This is a genomic window from Chryseobacterium luteum (genome assembly GCF_000737785.1).
GTDB lineage: Bacteria > Bacteroidota > Bacteroidia > Flavobacteriales > Weeksellaceae > Chryseobacterium > Chryseobacterium luteum.
The window spans coordinates 1-19,956 of the sequence record NZ_JPRO01000035.1; the positions used below are offsets into that span (position 1 = coordinate 1).

Here is a 19,956-nt window from a genome sequence, read left to right on the forward strand (position 1 = left end):
GATATTCACAACCTGAAAGACCTGACAAAGGTAAAAAGAGTAGTTCTGGACAGCGTGAAGAAAAACGGCTGGAGCGTACTTAATGCCGATAATGAATATTCGATGAGGATTATTAATGATCTCGACAGCAATGTGGCGATCTTCAGTATGAATGAAAACAATCCCCATATTGTAAAGTTTGCCAAAGAAGGAAAAATTACCTGCATATATGAAGAAGGTTTTGTGACCATTAAAAAAGGCGACTGGAAGATCAGGATAGGAAAGGCAAAAGATTTCCCGATTACCATGGAAGGTAAAGCCAGGTTTATGATCGAAAACGTTTTGGCAGCGAGTTTGGCAAGTTATCTTTACGGCTTCGGTATTGAAGATATTTCCAATTCCTTAAGAACTTTCATTCCGAGTGCACAGCTCACACCGGGCAGGCTGAATATTTTTAAATTCAAAAGCTTTAAGGTACTGATTGATTTTGCACACAATCCTTCAGGATACGAAGCCATCGAAGATTATCTTAAAAATGTAGAATCCACGAAGAAAATAGGCATCATTTCAGGAGTAGGTGACAGACGGGACGGTGATATCAGGGAATGCGGGAAAATAGCAGGAAGAATGTTTGATTACATTATTATCAGAAATGAAAAACACCTGAGAGGAAGAACAGAAGAAGAAATCAACAGTCTGATCATTGATGGTATCAACGAGGCCGGAAGAGATGTAAGCTATGAGATCATTCCTAAAGAAATTGAAGCGTTAAAACATGCGATGGGAATGGCTGAAGACGGTACTTTCATTACCGCCCTAAGCGATGTTATTTCAAACGCGATAGATCTGGTACAGGAATATCAGACACGTGAACTTATGGAAGACGATAAAAATTCCTAAAAATAAATAACTTATAAACGGCTGAAATTTCAGCCGTTTTTATTTTAAACAAAATATCATTTTACTTTTCTCATCATATTCGACAAGTTCATAAAGCATAAATATCTGCAGAATCTATCTAATCAGCGAGAGATTTCTTTAACGCAAAGCTTTATGAAAAAACACATTTTACTTTAAGAAGTTCAAAGAAGGTGGTGAAGCCACTGATGAAACTGCATGAATAAAACATCCGCTTAGTCAAATCGATCAGAGATCGATTCTGTCTTTGCAATCTAATATAAAATTTTACGTTAAACCCATACACAGATTAGCTATTTTAACTCAAATAGTAGTTTCGCTTTTTGAAGATATGATTCCGTACTCTGTGAAAGATCAAGAAAGTATTCTGCCTGCCATTTTTGAGTAGCTTTAGCCTGCTTATTTTCCGTAAGATCCCAGCCCGGATATACCCTGATTCCTCTTTTACCAACCCTTTTTTCATGGGACAAAATTCCTTTTTCTATCAGAACTTCTTTAGGAAAGATGAAAATACCTTTGTCAATATCTTTAGAAGCTGAAATTATATAGAAATCAAAAACATCATAGGAATCAAACGGAGCAGTTTCTCCTTTTTTATTCCGTTTCCAGAGGGTTACAAACTGGCCTGTTTTAGTCGGTGTTATCTTCGCAGTGCGGAATTTAATATTCAAACGGTTTAAGACAAAACTGCAACCTGAATAATCTTTAGATTCTATATCTTCTTCTGCATTTAGAAGTTCCAGCCCGAGCGGTTGAAAAATCAGTTCATCGACATTTTTAAGATTCATAAGTAGTATTTTTTATTGTTTCGATAGCTTTTTATCATTGAATTTGTTTAAACTTCTTTGTTAGAAAATCTGCAAAGGCGCAAGAAAATAAAAGATTTTCAGCAAAGACGTTATAATAAAAAGTTAGGAATTTTATCTCAGATAAAATCGCAAAAATAATAAATCCCTCTGAATTCAGAAGGATTTGTCATATTAATAGGGGATTCGTTTATTTACGATCCTGTTTTTAGGTTGAATTATTCCTCTCCAAAAAAGGCATTAGAGCTTCCAATCCATATTGCATCTTTTTTATTGAAATCTACATTTACCATTGCAGCTTTCGTCATTCTTCCCAGATTTTCCAGTAGAATAGGGCGTTCCTCATTTTCGTGCCAGATATACAGCAGTCGGATTTCTGCTTTTGAAAATTCTCCGTTAATATCTTCAAAAATCGGCTCATAGGTCACTTTTCTCTGTAAAATATAGTTTTCCTTATCTTCAATAACCTCTGTGATTTCTTTTGTAGGATTTAAATTTACTCCGCTTCCCGCGAATGAGAATAAAGGTTTCAGGACAAAGTTGTCTAGATTCTCATGCTCCGGAAATTCATGAAGAAAATAGCTTTTCGGAACAAACTGATGCTTCAGAACCGGAAGAAGAAATTTTGAGATCTTAAAGAACCAGTTAGGATGCGTGATCCACTTCACATCAATGTCATCACGGAAATCAAATCCGGCTTTTAAATCTGGAATTCTGTCCAGTTCATCGAAGATGACACGGTTATAAATTCTTCTGATCTCAACAGGTTTTCCGTTATTTTCATAAAACAGTTTTCTGCCTTCTTTTTTTACTTTCGTCAGACAGACCGTTTTTATTCCTAATAATTGTTCTGTTAAGGCAAAATCAATTGCTGTTTTTTGCTTTTCCGGAAATATTTCGAGGAGAATAACGTTTTCGGGATTCTCGTCTCCTATAATCAGCTTTTTCAAATGATTTTTAAACTCGGCATGAGGCATTGTATTCCTGATCTCAGAAAGAAAAGGGTAGACCTCACAGAATGTATCCTCAAAAACCTGTTGGAAAGCATATAATGAAGGAAAAGCCTGCAGCTCGATCAGTTGAGGTTCAATGGTTCCGTTCTCGCTTCGGCATATCCCGAAATCTATCGTGAAAAAGTGGGGCTGAAGAGTGTCATTGGGAACTCTGCAGTTATCCGGAACGGCTTTGTAAAGTACCTCAGCGGGAAGCGCTTTAATCTGGTCGATAATACTTTCACTGGCCTCAAGAAGTTTGCTTTTAAACTCATTGGGAAGGAAGAGCGGGCTTTCGGAAATTCTGAAAGCCGTTGCAATACCCCCTTTTTGGGCAAGACTTTCTTTGAGCTGGCTGTATTTTTCCTGTGAGAATTCCTGATTGAACTGTTTTCTGTATTTTGGGATCATATTTTTCTCTTTGTGGTTTGATTTTAAAAAATCGAGCAGTGATGCCCGATTTAATTATTTGGTTAAAAAGTCTGATGTTGAAAGAGGAAGGTTAAGGAGGCTTGAAAGAACTAAATCAGTTATTGATTTCTAAGCTCTGCCAAACAAACGGTTAGAAGTCGACCGTTACATATTTACTTCCATCTTCTATCTTCATCCTTAAATTATGCTAATACTTTACTTCCCTTCAAAATGTTTTTTTTTGCAGACTGAAGGAATCTCGGCAGGATCTGGCTTCTGGTAAGAATGATCTTATCCTCGTCATCTATTCTGTCTACCGTTTCAAGATATTTCTCCATTCCGAAGTTTTCGATCATTGCCGTTTTGTTTTTCTCATCTTTCAGATTTTCGATCATGCCTTCAGGATCAGCTTCCGGATGGAACTGTGTCCCGAATATCTCATCTGAAAAACGGACAGCCATCACGGCTCTTTCCAGGTTAATATGCGGTCTGAATTTCTCAATAGCCATAATCTTCATATCCAGTTCATCAAAACGGTCCATATCCGGTTCAATAAACTGATAAGCTCTGGAATCTACGGCATAGAAAGGATCCTGAAGATTTTTAAATAGAAATTCCTGTTCACCTTCCTCTGTTTTGTGCACAGGCATTACCCCGAAAGAATAAGATTTTCTTTTACAGATATTACCCAGCTTCCAGTGAATGCTTGCCAATTGGAATGAATGGCAGATCAGGAACAGATATTTTTTGTCTTCATTGTATTTGTTATGCTCTAAAACAGCATCCAGAAAGCTTGCATATTTGTCTTCCCATTCCAGACCTTCCCTGTGTGGATTTCCCGGTCCGCCCGAAGAAATAAAGATGTCAAAATCATCAATGTCCGGCATTTCATTCCTGAACCTTACATCAAATGTTTTGATGATTACATTTTCTTCAGAACTCTGCTGGAATGCTTCTGAAATCTCTTTAATATTTCTAAAGCCTTGATTGACATGGTTGTTATTCATATCAACCAGAGCGATTCGAATATCTTTCATACTACTTCATATTTTTTGTAAAGTTACCAAAAATATTATGAAGCCGTTTCGCCATGTGTTATGCCATACTCAGTTTCCGAAATCATATAATCCACTACTTTGGTAAGATCGCCGGTCTCATTAAATACATTTAGCTGTCTGTCGGCTCCTGTTCCGTTCTCCAAAATGGTCCATGCGTACTCAACCTCTTTTCTGCAGTCGAGTTCATCTACAACATCATCAATAAATTCCAGGAGTTCCTTTAAAAGATGAGGGTAAGGAACGGATTCTTCTTTTCCGAAATCAATCAGATGTGCATCAATTCCGCTTTTGGATGCTCTCCATTTGTTTTCGTTCAGTAATAATCTTCTGTAGCTTCTGAAACTTAAGTTCTGCTGGTGAAGCTTATAGATTTTTGCCACCAGACTCTGCATAATGGCAGCCATACAAACGGTTTCATCTATCCTTAACGGCATGTCACAAATTCTGAACTCAATGGTAGGGTAGAACGGGTGAACCCTCAGGTCCCACCAGATTTTTTTGGCATTGTCTATCGTTCCGGTTTTTACCAGAAGTTCTACATAACTGTCAAACTCGGCCAGTGAATTGAAATAGCTTGGAATACCTGTTCTTGGAAATTTTACAAAGATTTCCTGTCTGTAGGATTTGAAACCAGTATTTCTTCCTATCCAGAAAGGAGAGTTTGTAGAAAGTGCATATACGTGCGGAAGAAAATAACGCATCACATTCTGAATTCTTACTCCTTCTTCACGGTTGGGGATTCCGATATGAACATGGAGCCCGAAAATAAGATTTCCGCGGGCAACATCTCCCATATCATCTACGATTTTGTTATACCGCTCACCATTAGTGATGGTATTGTGCTCCCAATTTGAAAAAGGGTGTGTTCCGCCTCCGGAAACGCGAAGCCCCTGTTCGTGCGCTGTATTGATTAAGTGCCGTCTCAGATTGGTCAGTTCGGCCCGGGCTTCTTTAATATTCTGGCAGATCCCTGTTTCCATTTCGATCATGGACTCGTGCATTTCGTGCTTTAAATTTTCACTTAAAACAGCTTTGCCCCCTTCAATGATCTTTGAAACATGAGATATTAAGTCTCTGCTTTCAACATCAATGATCTGATATTCTTCCTCAATTCCTATAGTAAACTGATGCATTTTTTTTCGTGTTTTTTATTTTTTAACGTTTATTTTACGGAGTCTTTTACAAATGTACCCCAAGAGATGTTAGGTTTACCCGGAACATATTCTTTTGCTTTTTCAATGGCCAGCTTAGCAGAATGTTCTACAATCCATGCAAAGTTGTCTTCCCCCACAGAATTTTTATCGGCATCAGGAGCAGGATTACAGAAATCTATAGCATATGGAATTCCGTCTCTGATGGCAAATTCCACTGTATTGAAATCGTAGCCCAGAGCTTCATTCATTTTAATAGTGTAGTCGTGGATCGTTTTTAATAATTTCTCCAGATCTTTACCTTGAGTCTGATGTGTAGTGGCATATCTCAGATGATGCGGATTACGCGGTTCGTAAGGCATAATATGAACGTATTTTTTGCCCAGACAGTACACTCTGTAATAATCGTCAAAGACAATTTCTTCCTGTACCATCATGACCAGCTGTTCAGTTTCACTTAATTTATCCCATAAATCTTCCGGGCTTTCTACCCTGTACACACTTTTCCATCCGCCGCCGTCATGAGGTTTCATATAAGCAGGAAATCCTACGTAATTGAAAATATATTCCCAGTCGTGAGGGAACTTCAGGTTTCTGAATGAGGTTTCCGAAGTATCAGTAGGTCTTTCGTGCGAAGGAAGCAGTACTGTTTTAGGAAGAGGAATTCCCAGTTTTGACATCAGCGCATTATTGAAGAATTTCTCATCAGCACTCCACCAGAACGGGTTATTGATTACATAAGTCCCGTTAAGTGCTGCATTTTTCAAATAAGCTCTGTAAAAAGGAACATCCTGCGAAATTCTGTCGATAATTACTGCATAGCCGTAATCAGCACCTTGCTCCAGTTTATCGATGTTTACAGGTTCAGCAATGATTTCTCCGCCGCCCAGCTCATTCACTTTGTCGATAAACGCCCAAGGAAACGTATCTTCCATACCGAATAGAATTCCCACTTTTTTTGCCATAATTTCTGTTTTTAAATTGGTATATGTTTTATTATTTTATCTTTTTAAATGTCTACTGCTTTTCAGGAGAAAAATGCACCTATAAATGTCGGAAAGGCCATTCTCCATAACGGCCAGTCGTGGTTGATCCATTTTCTCTCGTCATACCAGAAATCTATTCCTTTCGAGCTTAGGATCCCCGCCATTTCAACGTTTTTATCTTTGCATATGTCCTCGTCAGAAGTACTCAGCACAATGTGCATATGCTTATATTTCCAGGCTTCATCATTCTTGACAAATTCTCTCGGACAGTTAAAATAAACAAGCTCATCTGAATATCCGTCCATGAAATTTCTGATGCTGAAAGCTCCCGACAGACAGAACAGATGCGAAACCACATCCGGAAATCTGAACGCAAAATTGGCCGCATGATAACCTCCGAAGCTTGCTCCGGCCACTGCTACACGGTGGGTATTGTGGAGCTTCTGGATATAGGGAATGAATTCCTGGATCAGGAACTGTACATACAGCTCATAATTTTTTATTCTTTGCTGGGGCGTGATCTTTTCATCATAAAAACTCCACGCGTCAATGGTCTGAATGTTATAAAGCTTTACTTTGCCCTGTTCTATAAACCAGTTGATGCTTCCGTTAAGATGGAAATCATGATTTTGGGTGTACTGTCCCTGAGAAGTCGGAAACATGATAATCGGATGTCCGTAATGTCCCGTCACTTCTATTTTAAGGCTTGTTCCTAATATATTTGAGTAATAATCTGTATGTTCTATATGCGGCATTGATTAATTTTTCTTTTATTATAATATATTTTAGCTCGTCATTTTACCTTTGGGCGGCAGGATATTCAGCATTTCTGCCTGGATCTTTTCTGCAGCACTGTCCAGCCTTTCCTGTATAATGTCCGGATCGGTAGATTTGTAAAGGATTCCGATATGATAATCGATTGGAATAAACTTCACGGCTTCTTCACTTTCAAAAGCACTGTAATCGGGATGCTTGTCTTTGATCAGGGCAACAATCAGTCCTGAATAATACCCTGTAGGTTTTGAGGCCTGGTAACTTTTTCCACGGAGAAGGGCGTCTTCAATTTTTGCCCATTCCCGCCAGATGTTAATATTACTTGAGGCTTCAACGAGATCCGGAATGTGCGCACCGCCAACCCTGGAGGAGGTTTCAAGGAAATACCATTTCCCGTCTGCTTTTCCACGGATAAATTCAGTATGAGTAGCTCCGTTAAGCAGTCCGAAACTTGAAAGGACCTTCGCATTGGCTTCTTCAAGAGCTTTAAATTCGTCAGAATATCTTCCAAGCGTCTTGGACCGGAATACGCCGCCTTCATGAGAGACCTGCATAGGTGGAGCAAGATATTTAGAGGCAGATGTAAATACAATTTCTTTATTAAAGGTAAGGCTGTCCACATGATAAACATCTCCCGGCTTAAAACTTTCCAGCAAAAAAAGATGACGTTCTTCACCGAGGGTATTCAGTTCGTTCCAGAGTTCATCTTTGGAAGAGAACTTCTTGATACCTGATGCCGAAGCTTCCGAGCGCGGTTTCAGGACCCACGGAGCCGGAACTTTTTCTATAAAGCTGTTGACCTCATCATTATTAAAGACTGCCGTAAACTCCGGAACACTGATTCCTGAATCTTTCGCTTTCTGGCGCATGGCCAGTTTATCTCTGAAATAACGGTGTGTGGTCTGTCCCATTCCGGGAATACGGAATGTTTCCCGGATCAGGGCTGCTTTTTCTACATCATAATCGTCAAGTGCAACAACAGCATCTATTTTTCTGGTGGTCATGAGATGTGAGAATCCCTGTACCAGATGTTCCAGGTTCCAGACGGACGGTCTTAATTCAGGCATGTAAAATACCTCATCAATAGCATGCCAGGGCCAGTTTTTTTCTTTAAGGCCCTCAGATGTTACCAGGATAATTTTATTACCGAGCTTCTTCATTTCATCCATGAAGTCATAGCCCTTGTGATAGCATGAAATACATACTATGATTTTCTCCTCCATATAATGTTTTTTAATTTTTAGTAAATTATCAAAAATAAAAGCAATTTTTTATTGATTAATTAATGTTAAAAACATCAATAAACTGCGTTTTTGAAAAAGTACAATCAAGTATACAGAGAAATTTTGAAAAAAACTAATTTTTAATGATAATTTTCCATTAAATCGGCCAGTAATTGTACTCCAAAACCAGTTGCCGCTTTTTCCTTTGCGTATCCCGTATTTCCGAAAGCAACACCTGCAATATCCAGATGGGCCCATTTAGGATGGTTTTCAATAAACTGTTCCAGGAATTTAGCTGCTATGATACAGTCGCCGATAGGTTTCATAGAGATGTTTTTGAGATCTGCCACATCAGACTGGATATCGTCTTTCCATACGTCCCACAAAGGAAGATTCCATACCCTTTGATTGGTGGTGTCTCCGGTTTTCACCAGAAGATTTTTCAGTTCATCATTATTGGAAAACATAGCGCCGCAGGTATCGCCGAACATTCTGACAGAGCTCCCGGTTAAGGTGGCAAGATCGATCAGAAAATCTGTTTTATAATTTTTAGCCAGATAAGAAAGCCCGTCTGCAAGGATCATTCTGCCTTCTGCATCTGTATTGAGAACTTCAATGGTTTTTCCGTTATAGGCTGTAATGACATCGCTTGGCAGAAAAGCATTTTCAGAAATAGCATTGTCTGTAATAGGAAGTACCGCAACGATATTCACCGGAAGTTTCATTTCTGCAGCGTAAATCAGTGTTCCGATAACTGCGGTAGCACCGCCCATATCGGATTTCATATAGTGCATATTGTCCGGGTTTTTCAGTGAAATACCTCCTGTGTCAAAGAGGACGCATTTTCCTACCAGACCAAATGTTTTCGCGTTTTTGACCGTAGTTTTGTATTCTATGATGGTAAAAGCAGCATCATAAGCACTTCCCTGGTTGACTGAAAGGTAAGCCCCAAGACCCAGTTCTTCGCATTTTTTTCTGTTGAAAGCCGTATATTTTAGCTCGTATTTTCTGGATAAATTTTTAAGGTAGAGGCTTAAAACATCCGGTTTCTTAAGATTGGCGGGCTTATTCAGCCATTCCTGGCAGGCAGTTTGCCCATTAGCCATTGCTTCAGCTTTTGAAGCTATAACATCTAATTTTTTCTGGCTTAAATTTTCGAAATGAATCTCAAATCCGGGGTTCCAGAAAGCATGCTTCTTATCAAAAGGATAATTGTATGTTCCGAAAAGCAGCCCTTTTACAAACTCTTCAAACTGTTTTTCTTTCAGGAAATCTGCCAAAACCAGAGTTGGAACAGCCTGAAGCTTTTCTTTCTGAGTCTGAGAGAATTTAACGGCAACCTGCTGTACCTCGAAATTCTGCAGGGTTGATTTTCCCAAACCGATCAGGTAAATGATGCTTTCCTCTTCAATGTGAATAAAAACCTCATATTTTTTCCCTGTAAAAAAGGAAGTAATGTTTTTGTTGTAATTTTTACCGGATTTCTTCCATTCTTCTTCCGTGAAAAGCTGGAAGATCTGGGTGTATTTTTTATTTTTTTTATTAATTAGTTTCATAAACTTAATTTTTAACGCTTTGTTGTTGTGGTTTTACTTCTACCGGATTTTCTGTATTGTTATAGTACAGCCATTCAATAGCTCTTGGGAACTCCTGTGACCAGTAAAACTCACTGTGGGTTCCTTCCGGATTGATGCTGGTTTTGAATTCAAAATCGAAAAGATTCTTCTTTTCCCACCGTTTCAAATATTCTTCAAAAACACGGATTCTTTTTACCATTTTAGAACCTTCCTGACCGCCTCCGTACAGGTATATTTTTGTTTTAAAGGGAATCCTGAAGTTCATCATCGGGAAATTGTTATTAGGTTCCACCCAAAGGGAAGGGGAGAAGATCAGCAGTTTGGAATAAACTTCGGGATAGAGAAATCCACTGTAAATACTGATCAGTGCACCTAGAGAGCTGCCCCCGATTCCTGTATTGTCACGGTCTTTCTTGGTCCTGTAGTGCTCATCCACAAAAGGTTTCAGAGTATCCGTAATAAAACGGATGTATTTTTTGCCTTCAGAGCCGTTCGCAATATTATCGTTGTCAAATATATATTCCTTGATGCGTTCTTCGCTGCCGTGTTCTATCGCAATGATAATAACGTCGCCACGGCCGTATTCTGCAAGGATTGACAGCTTTTTGTCGATTTCCCAGTTTCCGTACCCGCTTCCCTCATTAAAAAGGTTCTGAGCATCCTGAAGATAAAGTACAGGGTAGCTTTTTTCAGAAACATAGTAATCATAAGGCAGTACGGCCCATACTTTACGGTATCGGTCAAGCTGGGGAATATAAAATTCATCAGAAATAACCTCTGCGATCGGGAAAAATTCTTTTTTGAAAGGTCCCCAGTTGAGCCTCCATTTTTCTATGATATCAGATGTTTTTCCGGCTGCCTTTTCAGCCTTTCGGTTGGGCGTGATGTTCCCGTACTTATCGAGTTCCACGTTTTCCCAGCCTCCCTTTGTGAATTTGTATTCCACAATGTCGGGAAGGATTTCGCTGTCGATTTCTATAAAATAATTATGCGGATCCAGCTGTTTGAGCTGATAACTGTAGTCTCTGGGATTCCAGTTGTTGAAATTTCCGGTGATGTACACCGTTCTGTCGTCGCTTTCTTTTGTATAAAGTTCAAACCTCATCATGTGTGTTTAATATAAATTGGCAGCTAAATTTATAAAAAGATTGTTTCAAAATCATAAAAAAGTAAATGTAAAAAATAATATATTTGATCAATGCACCCAAAACAGAGAATTAACATAATAATTATTTGATTAATTATTAACTGTTATTGCAGGGAATTTTCGTAGTTTCAGGGAAAAATAAAGTACAACGATATATTGATGAATTCTGTTAAAACCTATACGCTGTTCACTGATCATGATGTCTACCTCTTCAAAGAAGGCAGGCATTATAAGCTGTATGGGAAATTTGGGGCACACTCTGCTGAAAAGGACGGTGTAAAAGGTGTCTACTTTTCGGTGTGGGCTCCCAATGCAAAAAAAGTTTCCGTGATAGGGAATTTCAACAACTGGAATCATAAAGATCATATTCTGTTTCCCCGATGGGACGGGTCCGGGATTTGGGAAGGTTTTATTGCAGGGCTCACATGGGGCACGTTATATAAATATGCTGTAGAAACTGCAAGAGGCGAAATTCTGGAGAAAAGCGATCCCTATGCCTTAAGCTGGGAGCAGAATCTGCAGGCAGCCTCGCTGGTTTCTACAACCTGGTATGAATGGAGTGATGGTGAATGGATGGAAAAGCGCTGGAAAAAGAATAGCTTAAACGCGCCGATGTCCGTTTATGAACTTCATTTAGGTTCCTGGGTAAGACAGGACGATGCTCCTGACAAGTATTTAAATTACCGGGATATTGCCACAAAATTAGTTCCTTACATAAAGGAAATGAATTTTACCCATGTAGAATTCATGCCCGTTATGGAATATCCATACGATCCAAGCTGGGGATACCAGATTACAGGGTTTTATGCGGCCACCTCACGTTTCGGTTCACCACAGGACCTCATGTTCCTGATTGATGAACTTCATAAAAATGACATTGGGGTTATTCTGGATTGGGTACCCTCTCATTTCCCGGGCGATGCCAATGGGCTTCACCGTTTTGACGGTTCTTATCTTTATGAGCACGAAGATCCCAGAAAGGGGTTTCATCCTGACTGGAAATCCTATATTTTCAACTATGGAAGGAATGAAGTTAAATCTTTTCTGATCTCCAATGCCATGTTCTGGCTGGAACGTTATCATGCTGACGGGCTTCGTGTGGATGCGGTTACATCAATGCTTCACCTCGATTATTCCAGAAATGAAGGAGAATGGGAACCTAATATAGAAGGAGGAAATGTAAATCTTGAAGCGAAAGCTTTCCTGCAGGAATTCAATACTGCGGTTTATAAAGAATTCGGAGATAGCATTATCACAATAGCTGAAGAAAGTTCGGATTTTCCGATGCTTACCAAACCCGTTCATGCTGGCGGAATAGGTTTCGGAATGAAATGGATGATGGGATGGATGCATGATACACTGGATTACTTCAAGGAAGCTCCGGAAAACAGGAAATACCACCACCATAAAATCACTTTTGCTTCCGTGTATATGTATAATGAAAATTATATGATGCCTCTGTCACATGATGAAGTGGTGCACGGGAAAGCAAGCCTGATCTATAAAATGCCGGGCGACGAATGGCAGAAATTTGCCAACCTCCGCGCATTGTATGTCTATATGTATACCCATCCTGGAGCCAAGCTTCTGTTTATGGGAGACGAATTTGCACAAACGGGCGAGTGGAATTTTACCCGAAGCCTGGACTGGCATTTGCTGAAGTATCCGGTTCATAAAGGAATGCAGGACCTTGTAAAAGACCTTAATCATCTCTATCGGCATGAAACCGCTTTTTATGAAAATCAGTTTGACAAAAACGGTTTTGAATGGGTGGAGGCCGATGATGTTGAGAATTCCGTGTATGTATATCTCAGGAAGGGTAAAAAAAAGGACGATGTTCTGATGGTTGCTTTGAATCTGACACCAAATGTTTTGGAGTATAAAATTGGAGTAGGTGCAGGAACCCATTGGGAAGTTATATTGAACTCGGATGATCAGAAGTATAACGGAAGCGGTGTATCTGCTGATATTTTGAATGAAAAAAATGAAGAGTGGATGCGGCATCCAAGATCCGTCACCGTAAAACTTCCGCCGCTGGCAGGAATTATTTTAAAACAGAAAAAAGATAAAAAATATAAATTGCAAAGAATAAAACAACATAAGAAATAACTATGATGCTGAGGACAGAAAAGAAATATGGTGAAACACAAAGGATATTGAAATTATGGTAGTATATCATTTAAGCACAGAATGTTATCCGGTAGCTAAAGTGGGCGGTCTTGCAGATGTTGTGGGCGCGCTGCCGAAATATCAGAACAAAATAAAAGGGGTAGAAGCAAAGGTTGTAATGCCCTGGTACAACAAATCTTTTGTTCATGATCATGAGTTTGACATAGTTTTTGATGGCTTCATTCACCAGGGGCTGAATATGCTCCAGGTTCAGGTCATGAAGGAGAAAACGGATGCTTTGGGGTTTGAACTTTATATGGTGAGAATTCCCGGGCTTTTGGACAGGGAAAATCCTTACGGATATCAGGATGAAAGTTTTCAGTTTCTAGCTTTTCAGCATGGCGTGCTCCATTGGCTGAGTGCAATGAAGATCCGCCCTGATGTATTACACTGCCACGATTATCATACAGGGCTGGTCCCTTTTATGATTGAGCACTGTTCTGAATTTGAATTTTTGAAAGGAGTAAAAACAATAGGAACCATCCATAACGGAGAATACCAGGGAATGATGAGCTGGAATATGGCGAATTATATGCCTTCTTTTGATTCCTATAAATGGGGACTGATGGACTGGAACGGCTTTATCAATCCGCTGGCAAGCATGATCAAATGTTCCCATGCTTTTACAACCGTTTCAGAAGGGTATCTGGAAGAGCTCTTTATCAGCTTCCGGGGACTGGAAAGCCTGGTACGCCAGGAGTTTGGAAAAGCATACGGAATCATCAACGGAATTGATGCAGAAGTATGGAATCCCGAAACCGATCCTATGCTGGATTTTAATTTTACTATTAAAAATGCCGTAGCCCAGAAGAAGAAGAACAAGGAAAAGCTTTGCAAAGAATATGGCCTGAAGCCGGAACTTCCCCTGTTTGCGTTTATAGGAAGATTTGCCACCGAAAAAGGTGCAGATTTCCTGCCTGATGTAGTCTGGAAGAGTATAAAACAAAGCTATGGTGCACTCAATATTATGATCCTCGGTTCAGGAAATTCATATATTGAAAATAAGCTTAAAGAATACGAATATACATATAGTAATCTTGCTTTGGATCTTGGATATAAAGAACACCTTTCCCACAAGATCTATGCCTCGGCAGACTTTCTGCTGATGCCGTCCAGAGTGGAGCCATGCGGACTGAATCAGATGTACTCCATGAAGTACGGGACGGTTCCGGTTGTGAGATATACCGGAGGCCTCAGAGATACGGTAGAAGACATTTCAACCGGAGGGGCAGGAATCAATTTTACCTATCCGGGAGTAGATGATATTGTCCATGCCATGAACAGGGCATTGGGCATTTATAACCAGAAAGGGATGATGAAAGATCTTATCCATGCCAACATGAGTTTTGATTTTGCATGGGAGAAATCTGCGGAGAAATATATAGCTTTATATAATAATTAATAATGTGGAAAAAGCTAGCCTTCCTGTTCCTTTTGACTTTGATCTTTTCATGTAAAAAAGAAGAAGGAACGTACCGGGGAGGTTACTACTGGATTTATACCTACGGGTATCCAAGGATGAATTTTTTTGAGGCTGCGGAGGGAATTTCTGAAAAATGGAAGATTAAATACCATGCTGTTTCAGGATGTATGATTGATCCGAAAATAATGCACAGCGTAGAAGCCGAAAACAAAAAGACCTATGCCGCCATTGAAAGAGAGTTTGGAAAACGCTGGAAAGAAAAATATAATAAGGACATTGATGGTTTTATGATGAAGAAGGTGGAGGTTATGGATGTTCTTATCATCAATAAGTTATTCAGGAATGAACTCAAAAAGCATAATATAGAGATCTATAATGTAGAAAAGGAAATTCAGGAACTGAATAATGAAGGTGAATTTAAAGTCATTGTGTATAATAATGAACTCAGATACGAAAATAAAGAGTGCTTCAGAGCAACTGTAAACACTAAAAATAGAAAAGTAAGTATAATTCAATAAACGCACGATATATATGAAACGAAATGTAATCTCCATTGTTTTGGGAGGCGGCAGAGGGACAAGATTATTCCCGTTAACGTATTCAAGGTCAAAACCGGCAGTTCCTATCGCGGGAAAATACAGGCTGGTAGATATTCCTATTTCCAACTGTCTGAATTCCGGGCTCAATAAGATCCTGGTTTTAACCCAGTTTAATTCAGCTTCCTTAAATTCACATATCAAGAACTCCTATCACTTTGATATTTTCAGCAAAGGCTTTGTAGACATCCTCGCAGCCGAGCAGAATGTGGAAAACGAAAGCTGGTATCAGGGAACGGCAGATGCAGTCCGCCAGTCTATGAAGCACCTTGAAAAATATGATTATGAGTATATCCTTATCCTTTCCGGCGATCAGCTTTATCAGATGGATTTCAGGGAAATGCTGGATTTCCACATTAAAAACGAAGGCGATGTAACGATTGCTACCATTCCCGTCGTGGCAAAAGATGCCACAGGATTCGGGATCTTAAAGTCGGATGATGACGGGAATATCACATCCTTCTACGAAAAACCGGAATATGACATTCTGGAAGGCCTGAAATCCGAAGTTTCAGAAGAAAACAAGCATAAAGGAAAAGAATATCTGGCCTCAATGGGAATTTATATTTTCACCAGAACCATCCTCAAAAAAATGTTTGAAGATGGCGCAGGTGACGATTTCGGGAAAGATATCATTCCGAATTCAATCGGAAAATACAAAACATTAAGCTACCAGTACGAAGGCTACTGGACAGACATAGGAACCATAGAATCTTTCTACGAGGCCAATCTGGATCTCTGTCAGGATTTTCCTCAGTTCAACCTTTTTTCCTCTTCGCCCATCTATACAAGAGCGAGGATGCTTCCGCCGTCCAAAATTAATGGCTCATACGTAAGCAAGGCTGTTTTTGGAGACGGATGCATCATCATGGCAGATAAGATTGAGAACTCTGTGATCGGGAACCGAACGAGGATAGACAAAGGAAGTACCATCGTTAATTCTTACGTAATGGGGGCCGATTTTTACCAGAATACCGCAGAAATTGTAATCAACGATACCAACGGGCAGCCGAATATGGGAATCGGGAAATACTGCTATATTGAAAAGGCCATTCTGGACAAGAACTGCTACATTGGCGACAATGTGAAAATTATCGGCGGAAAACATATCCCGGATGGCGACTACGGAACCTATTCCGTTCAGGATGGAATTGTAGTAGTGAAAAAAGGCGCTGTACTTCGTTCAGGAACCCATATCGGGTAAAAGTATTCTGCATTAGGGTTCCGGATTGATATTTTGGAGTTCCCAACTGCTCCGGAACCCCACCGAAGGGATCAATGTAGAATTGAAGGATAAAAAATATAAACGCAAACATTTCAGAGATACAAAATAAATTAGCATTTTTGTAGAAAAGAACCAGCTATGCATAAAGAAAAATTACGCACAATAAGAAAACAGAAAGGTTTTACCCAGCAGCATATTGCCGATATTATAGCCACCGATGTATCCAACTATAGCAGGAAAGAAAGCGGAGATGTAAGGATCTTCAAAGATGAATGGGATAAAATTGCCCGTTTTTTAGACGTTCCTTTAGAGAATATTTATGAGGAAGAAGAAGGGAAGGTGGTGATCAATAACGAGTACAATACCATAAGTGATAATGCAGGCTTTTATAATTTCCCTTTTAATGGAACGAATAATAATAACTACAATATTCCTGATGCAATTATAGACAGCCTTCAGGATTATATTACTCTTCTAAAAAAAGAAGTTGAAAGATTATCTTCTGAAAATAAGAAATAATAAAATATTTCGAACTTTATTTATTTTGAACCATTAAGGAAATTTAAGCTGTTAAGAATAATAAGCATGATGCTTTATAAACATCTTTGATGTTTTCTTAATGTTCCTTAATACCTTAAATTTCCTTAATGGTTCAGAAAATAAAAGAAGTATCCCGTCATTGTCAGAAGTTAAGCGACGAAACAATTCCAGAAAGAAATTCTTTTTAACATAAACCTTAGATTGCGCATTCCCGCAACAACAGCGGCTCACAATTTTATCGAAGATAAAATCCTTGCGCCTTAAAACAGGGCCTAAATAAGAAAAATTGCGCCTTTGCGATTTTCCAACCTTAGCCTTTCAGGTTAATTATTGTTAAACATACAACTAAGTGATCAGGATATTGGTCACTTTTTTTATTTGTATTACTTTTGTGCGATGCGTTTTTTTAAAATAATAGCCGTAATTGTTGTTCTTTTGGTAGGAGCTTATGCTGCTTCCATGTATTTTTTTGTGGACGAAAACAAAGATTTTAAGATTGAAAAAGAGGTGGATTATCCCATAGATAAAGTCTTTTCCCAGTTTAATAATCTGCAGCATTTTACCCGCTGGAACAATTTTTTTACAAGTTCACCCTCTATTGACATAGATTATTACACCCCTTACGAAGGACAGGGAGGCGCAATCAGCTATGTAGACCCGAAAAACGATACCGACGGAGAAATGTTCATCCGCTATGAAAATCCTGCCAAAAGTTTGAGATACCAGCTCTTTGAAGACAGAAACGAAAACCCTACCGTGGTAGACGTTCAGTTTAAGGCTGTTTCCCCGGACAAAACGAAAATCATCTGGAATGTGCATACCCCTAAACTTTCCGTATTCAGAAGAGTGGAAAATTTCTGGACAGAAGACCGCTTCGCCGAAAATATCAATAAAAGCATGGTGAACCTCAAAAATGTTCTGGGCAATAAAGTGGAAAAAGACAACCAGATGGCTTCCATAAAATACGACAGCCTCATGGTGGAAAATGAAGAAAATAAGCTGCTTTTGGGAATCAACGTAAGTGCATCCAACAAGAAAGAAGCACTCTACAAAAACATCGTTATGAATTACAGCAAAATCTATAACTATGTTACTATGGATCTTGGTAAAAAAGACGACGAATTCGGCTTCCCCATACTCATTACCGATGCCGACAACTATAAGGACAAAGAAATTTCCTATTTCCTGGGAATTCCCCTTTCCAAGAAGATAGGAGTGCCGGATAATAATTTCAGTTTCCGTACCGTAAATCCTTCCCAAAATTATGTGATCTACTACAAAGGAAACTATGAGGGCAGAATACAGGCAGTTCAGCAGCTGATTCAGAAGGCGAAAAAAGACGAGATGCGCTTCGGAGATATCCGCCAGACCTTTATAGAGCGTCCCATTGAAGGGCAGGAGGTGAACATGAAGCTCTCATTATCAGTGTTTAAGTGATTTTTTTTCGATTATTTTTTTCTTAATTTTTTTTAACGGTCCCGGGCTGTCTTAACTCGGTTTTTTTTATTAAATTTGAAGATTAATTCTACAAATAAATTTTAATAATAGATAAACTGTAATAATGGACAGATTTTCATTCCTAAACGCAGCTCATTCTCAGTTAATTGAGGATTTATACCAACAGTACTTAAAATTCCCGGATTCTTTAGAGCCATCATGGAAAGCCTTTTTTCAAGGTTTCGATTTTGCTTTGGAGAACTACGGAGATGATGATAATATCCAATATATCCAGGCTCCGGCCAATGCTGCTCCGGCAGTACAGCAGATCTCCCAGGCAGTAGCCGGCGGAGAAGTTCCTGAGCACATCAAAAAAGAATTCAAGGTAGTAAACCTTATCGAGGCTTACAGGACGAGAGGGCACTTGTTCACAAAAACAAACCCTGTCAGAGAAAGAAGGCATTATACGCCTACTTTAGATATTGAGAACTTCGGTCTGAGCAAAGAAGATCTGAATACAAAATTCAACTGTGCTGTTGAAACAGGAATGAAAGAGCCTGCTACATTACAGGACCTCATCAAACATCTGGAAAATATCTACTGCGATTCTATCGGGGTAGAGTATACCTATATCAACAATGTTGAAGAAAAAGATTTCATCAAGAAATGGCTTCAGGTGAACGAAAACCACCCAAGTCTTTCCGCCAATGAGAAAACTGAGATTTTATTAAAACTAAATCAGGCAGTAGCTTTTGAGAACTACCTTCATACCAAATTTGTAGGCCAGAAAAGATTCTCCCTGGAAGGAGGCGAAACGTTGATTCCTGCATTGGATCAGCTGATCTCAAGATCTTCTCAATTGGGTGTAGACGAAGTTGTTCTTGGGATGGCTCACAGAGGAAGACTGAACGTGTTGTCAAACATTTTCGGGAAATCTTACAAGCAGATCTTCTCAGAATTTGAAGGAAAAGAATTTGAAGAAGATGTATTCTCCGGTGACGTTAAATATCACCTGGGATCATCTAAAAAAGTGAAAACTGCTTCAGGAGAAGAAGTGGCCATCAACCTTACACCGAACCCATCTCACCTTGAAACCGTAGCCGCTCTTGTAGAAGGGATCTGCCGTGCGAAAATAGATGACAAATACAAAGGGGACGGTTCCAAGATCCTTCCTATCGTGATCCACGGTGACGGTGCTATTGCCGGGCAGGGTATTGCTTACGAGGTAGCTCAGATGATGACTTTGGAGGGGTACAAAACAGGAGGAACAGTTCATATCGTTGTCAACAACCAGGTGTCATTTACGACCAATTATGCTGACGCCAGATCTTCAACATACTGTACAGACATTGCAAAAGTGACGGAATCTCCGGTAATGCATGTAAATGCTGATGATGCCGAAGCGGTAGTTCATGCGATGCATTTTGCAGCAGATTTCAGAGCGAAGTTCGGGAAAGACGTTTATATCGATTTACTGGGATACAGAAAATATGGGCACAACGAAGGTGATGAGCCTAGATTCACACAGCCTAATCTGTATAAAT

17 protein-coding genes are annotated in these 19,956 nt (G+C 39.4%); 8 read left to right on the plus strand and 9 right to left on the minus strand.

All coding sequences use genetic code 11. The annotated features are described in order from the left end of the window. The coding region (locus tag IX38_RS21100; protein ID WP_034708000.1) for a glutamate ligase domain-containing protein at nt 1–879 on the plus strand (879 nt) is incomplete at its 5' end. A gap of 311 nt (nt 880–1,190) precedes the next feature. Here the strand turns inward: IX38_RS21100 and IX38_RS21105 are convergent. The 9 genes from IX38_RS21105 to IX38_RS21145 all read right to left on the minus strand — a co-directional run bounded on the left by IX38_RS21105 (nt 1,191) and on the right by IX38_RS21145 (nt 10,980). Then, nucleotides 1,191–1,685 carry a MepB family protein gene (locus IX38_RS21105; protein WP_034708002.1) on the minus strand — a complete coding sequence of 165 codons (495 nt, stop codon included), beginning with the start codon at nt 1,683–1,685 and terminating at the stop codon, nt 1,191–1,193. A gap of 236 nt (nt 1,686–1,921) precedes the next feature. Continuing rightward, on the minus strand, nt 1,922–3,106 hold the full coding sequence (locus tag IX38_RS21110; protein ID WP_034708004.1) for a hypothetical protein: 1,185 nt from the start codon (nt 3,104–3,106) through the stop codon (nt 1,922–1,924). Between the two features lie 203 nt (nt 3,107–3,309). Then, a complete protein-coding gene (locus IX38_RS21115; protein WP_034708005.1) occupies nt 3,310–4,143 on the minus strand; it encodes a type 1 glutamine amidotransferase in 834 nt (277 codons plus the stop codon). A gap of 35 nt (nt 4,144–4,178) precedes the next feature. Next, nucleotides 4,179–5,297 (minus strand): carboxylate-amine ligase, encoded by a 1,119-nt coding sequence (locus tag IX38_RS21120; RefSeq protein WP_034708006.1) that lies wholly within the window; start codon nt 5,295–5,297, stop codon nt 4,179–4,181. A 29-nt stretch (nt 5,298–5,326) separates the two neighbouring features. Next, the gene (locus tag IX38_RS21125) at nt 5,327–6,280 is read right to left on the minus strand and encodes an ATP-grasp domain-containing protein (protein WP_034708007.1); all 954 of its coding nucleotides are present in this window, start codon (nt 6,278–6,280) and stop codon (nt 5,327–5,329) included. Nucleotides 6,281–6,342: 62 nt separating this feature from the next. Further along, nucleotides 6,343–7,056: an alpha/beta hydrolase-fold protein gene (locus IX38_RS21130; protein WP_034708008.1), complete on the minus strand. Its 714-nt coding sequence runs from the start codon at nt 7,054–7,056 to the stop codon at nt 6,343–6,345. A 30-nt stretch (nt 7,057–7,086) separates the two neighbouring features. Then, nucleotides 7,087–8,298, minus strand: a complete 1,212-nt coding sequence (locus tag IX38_RS21135; protein ID WP_034708009.1) for an ATP-grasp domain-containing protein — start codon at nt 8,296–8,298, stop codon at nt 7,087–7,089. A gap of 140 nt (nt 8,299–8,438) precedes the next feature. Beyond that, nucleotides 8,439–9,854 carry a leucyl aminopeptidase family protein gene (locus tag IX38_RS21140; protein ID WP_034708010.1) on the minus strand — a complete coding sequence of 472 codons (1,416 nt, stop codon included), beginning with the start codon at nt 9,852–9,854 and terminating at the stop codon, nt 8,439–8,441. A gap of 4 nt (nt 9,855–9,858) precedes the next feature. After that, the gene (locus IX38_RS21145) at nt 9,859–10,980 is read right to left on the minus strand and encodes an alpha/beta hydrolase-fold protein (protein WP_034708012.1); all 1,122 of its coding nucleotides are present in this window, start codon (nt 10,978–10,980) and stop codon (nt 9,859–9,861) included. 201 nt (nt 10,981–11,181) lie between these two features. Here IX38_RS21145 and glgB point away from each other — a divergent pair, with 201 nt between their 5' ends. The 7 genes from glgB to IX38_RS21180 all read left to right on the plus strand — a co-directional run. Continuing rightward, complete coding sequence (gene glgB, locus IX38_RS21150) at nt 11,182–13,131, plus strand: 1,4-alpha-glucan branching protein GlgB (RefSeq protein ID WP_034708013.1); 1,950 nt, start codon at nt 11,182–11,184, stop codon at nt 13,129–13,131. Between the two features lie 55 nt (nt 13,132–13,186). Then, nucleotides 13,187–14,593 carry a glycogen synthase gene (locus IX38_RS21155; protein WP_034708014.1) on the plus strand — a complete coding sequence of 469 codons (1,407 nt, stop codon included), beginning with the start codon at nt 13,187–13,189 and terminating at the stop codon, nt 14,591–14,593. Between the two features lie 2 nt (nt 14,594–14,595). Next, nucleotides 14,596–15,132, plus strand: coding sequence for an FEKKY domain-containing protein (locus IX38_RS21160; protein ID WP_034708015.1), 537 nt, complete (start codon nt 14,596–14,598; stop codon nt 15,130–15,132). Between the two features lie 13 nt (nt 15,133–15,145). Next, nucleotides 15,146–16,414, plus strand: a complete 1,269-nt coding sequence (locus IX38_RS21165) for a glucose-1-phosphate adenylyltransferase (protein WP_034708016.1) — start codon at nt 15,146–15,148, stop codon at nt 16,412–16,414. A gap of 159 nt (nt 16,415–16,573) precedes the next feature. Then, nucleotides 16,574–16,954 carry a helix-turn-helix domain-containing protein gene (locus IX38_RS21170; protein ID WP_034708017.1) on the plus strand — a complete coding sequence of 127 codons (381 nt, stop codon included), beginning with the start codon at nt 16,574–16,576 and terminating at the stop codon, nt 16,952–16,954. 417 nt (nt 16,955–17,371) lie between these two features. Continuing rightward, the gene (locus tag IX38_RS21175) at nt 17,372–18,412 is read left to right on the plus strand and encodes an SRPBCC domain-containing protein (protein ID WP_034708018.1); all 1,041 of its coding nucleotides are present in this window, start codon (nt 17,372–17,374) and stop codon (nt 18,410–18,412) included. A gap of 124 nt (nt 18,413–18,536) precedes the next feature. Beyond that, nucleotides 18,537–19,956: thiamine pyrophosphate-dependent enzyme (locus IX38_RS21180; protein WP_034708019.1), on the plus strand; the 1,420-nt coding region annotated here is incomplete at its 3' end.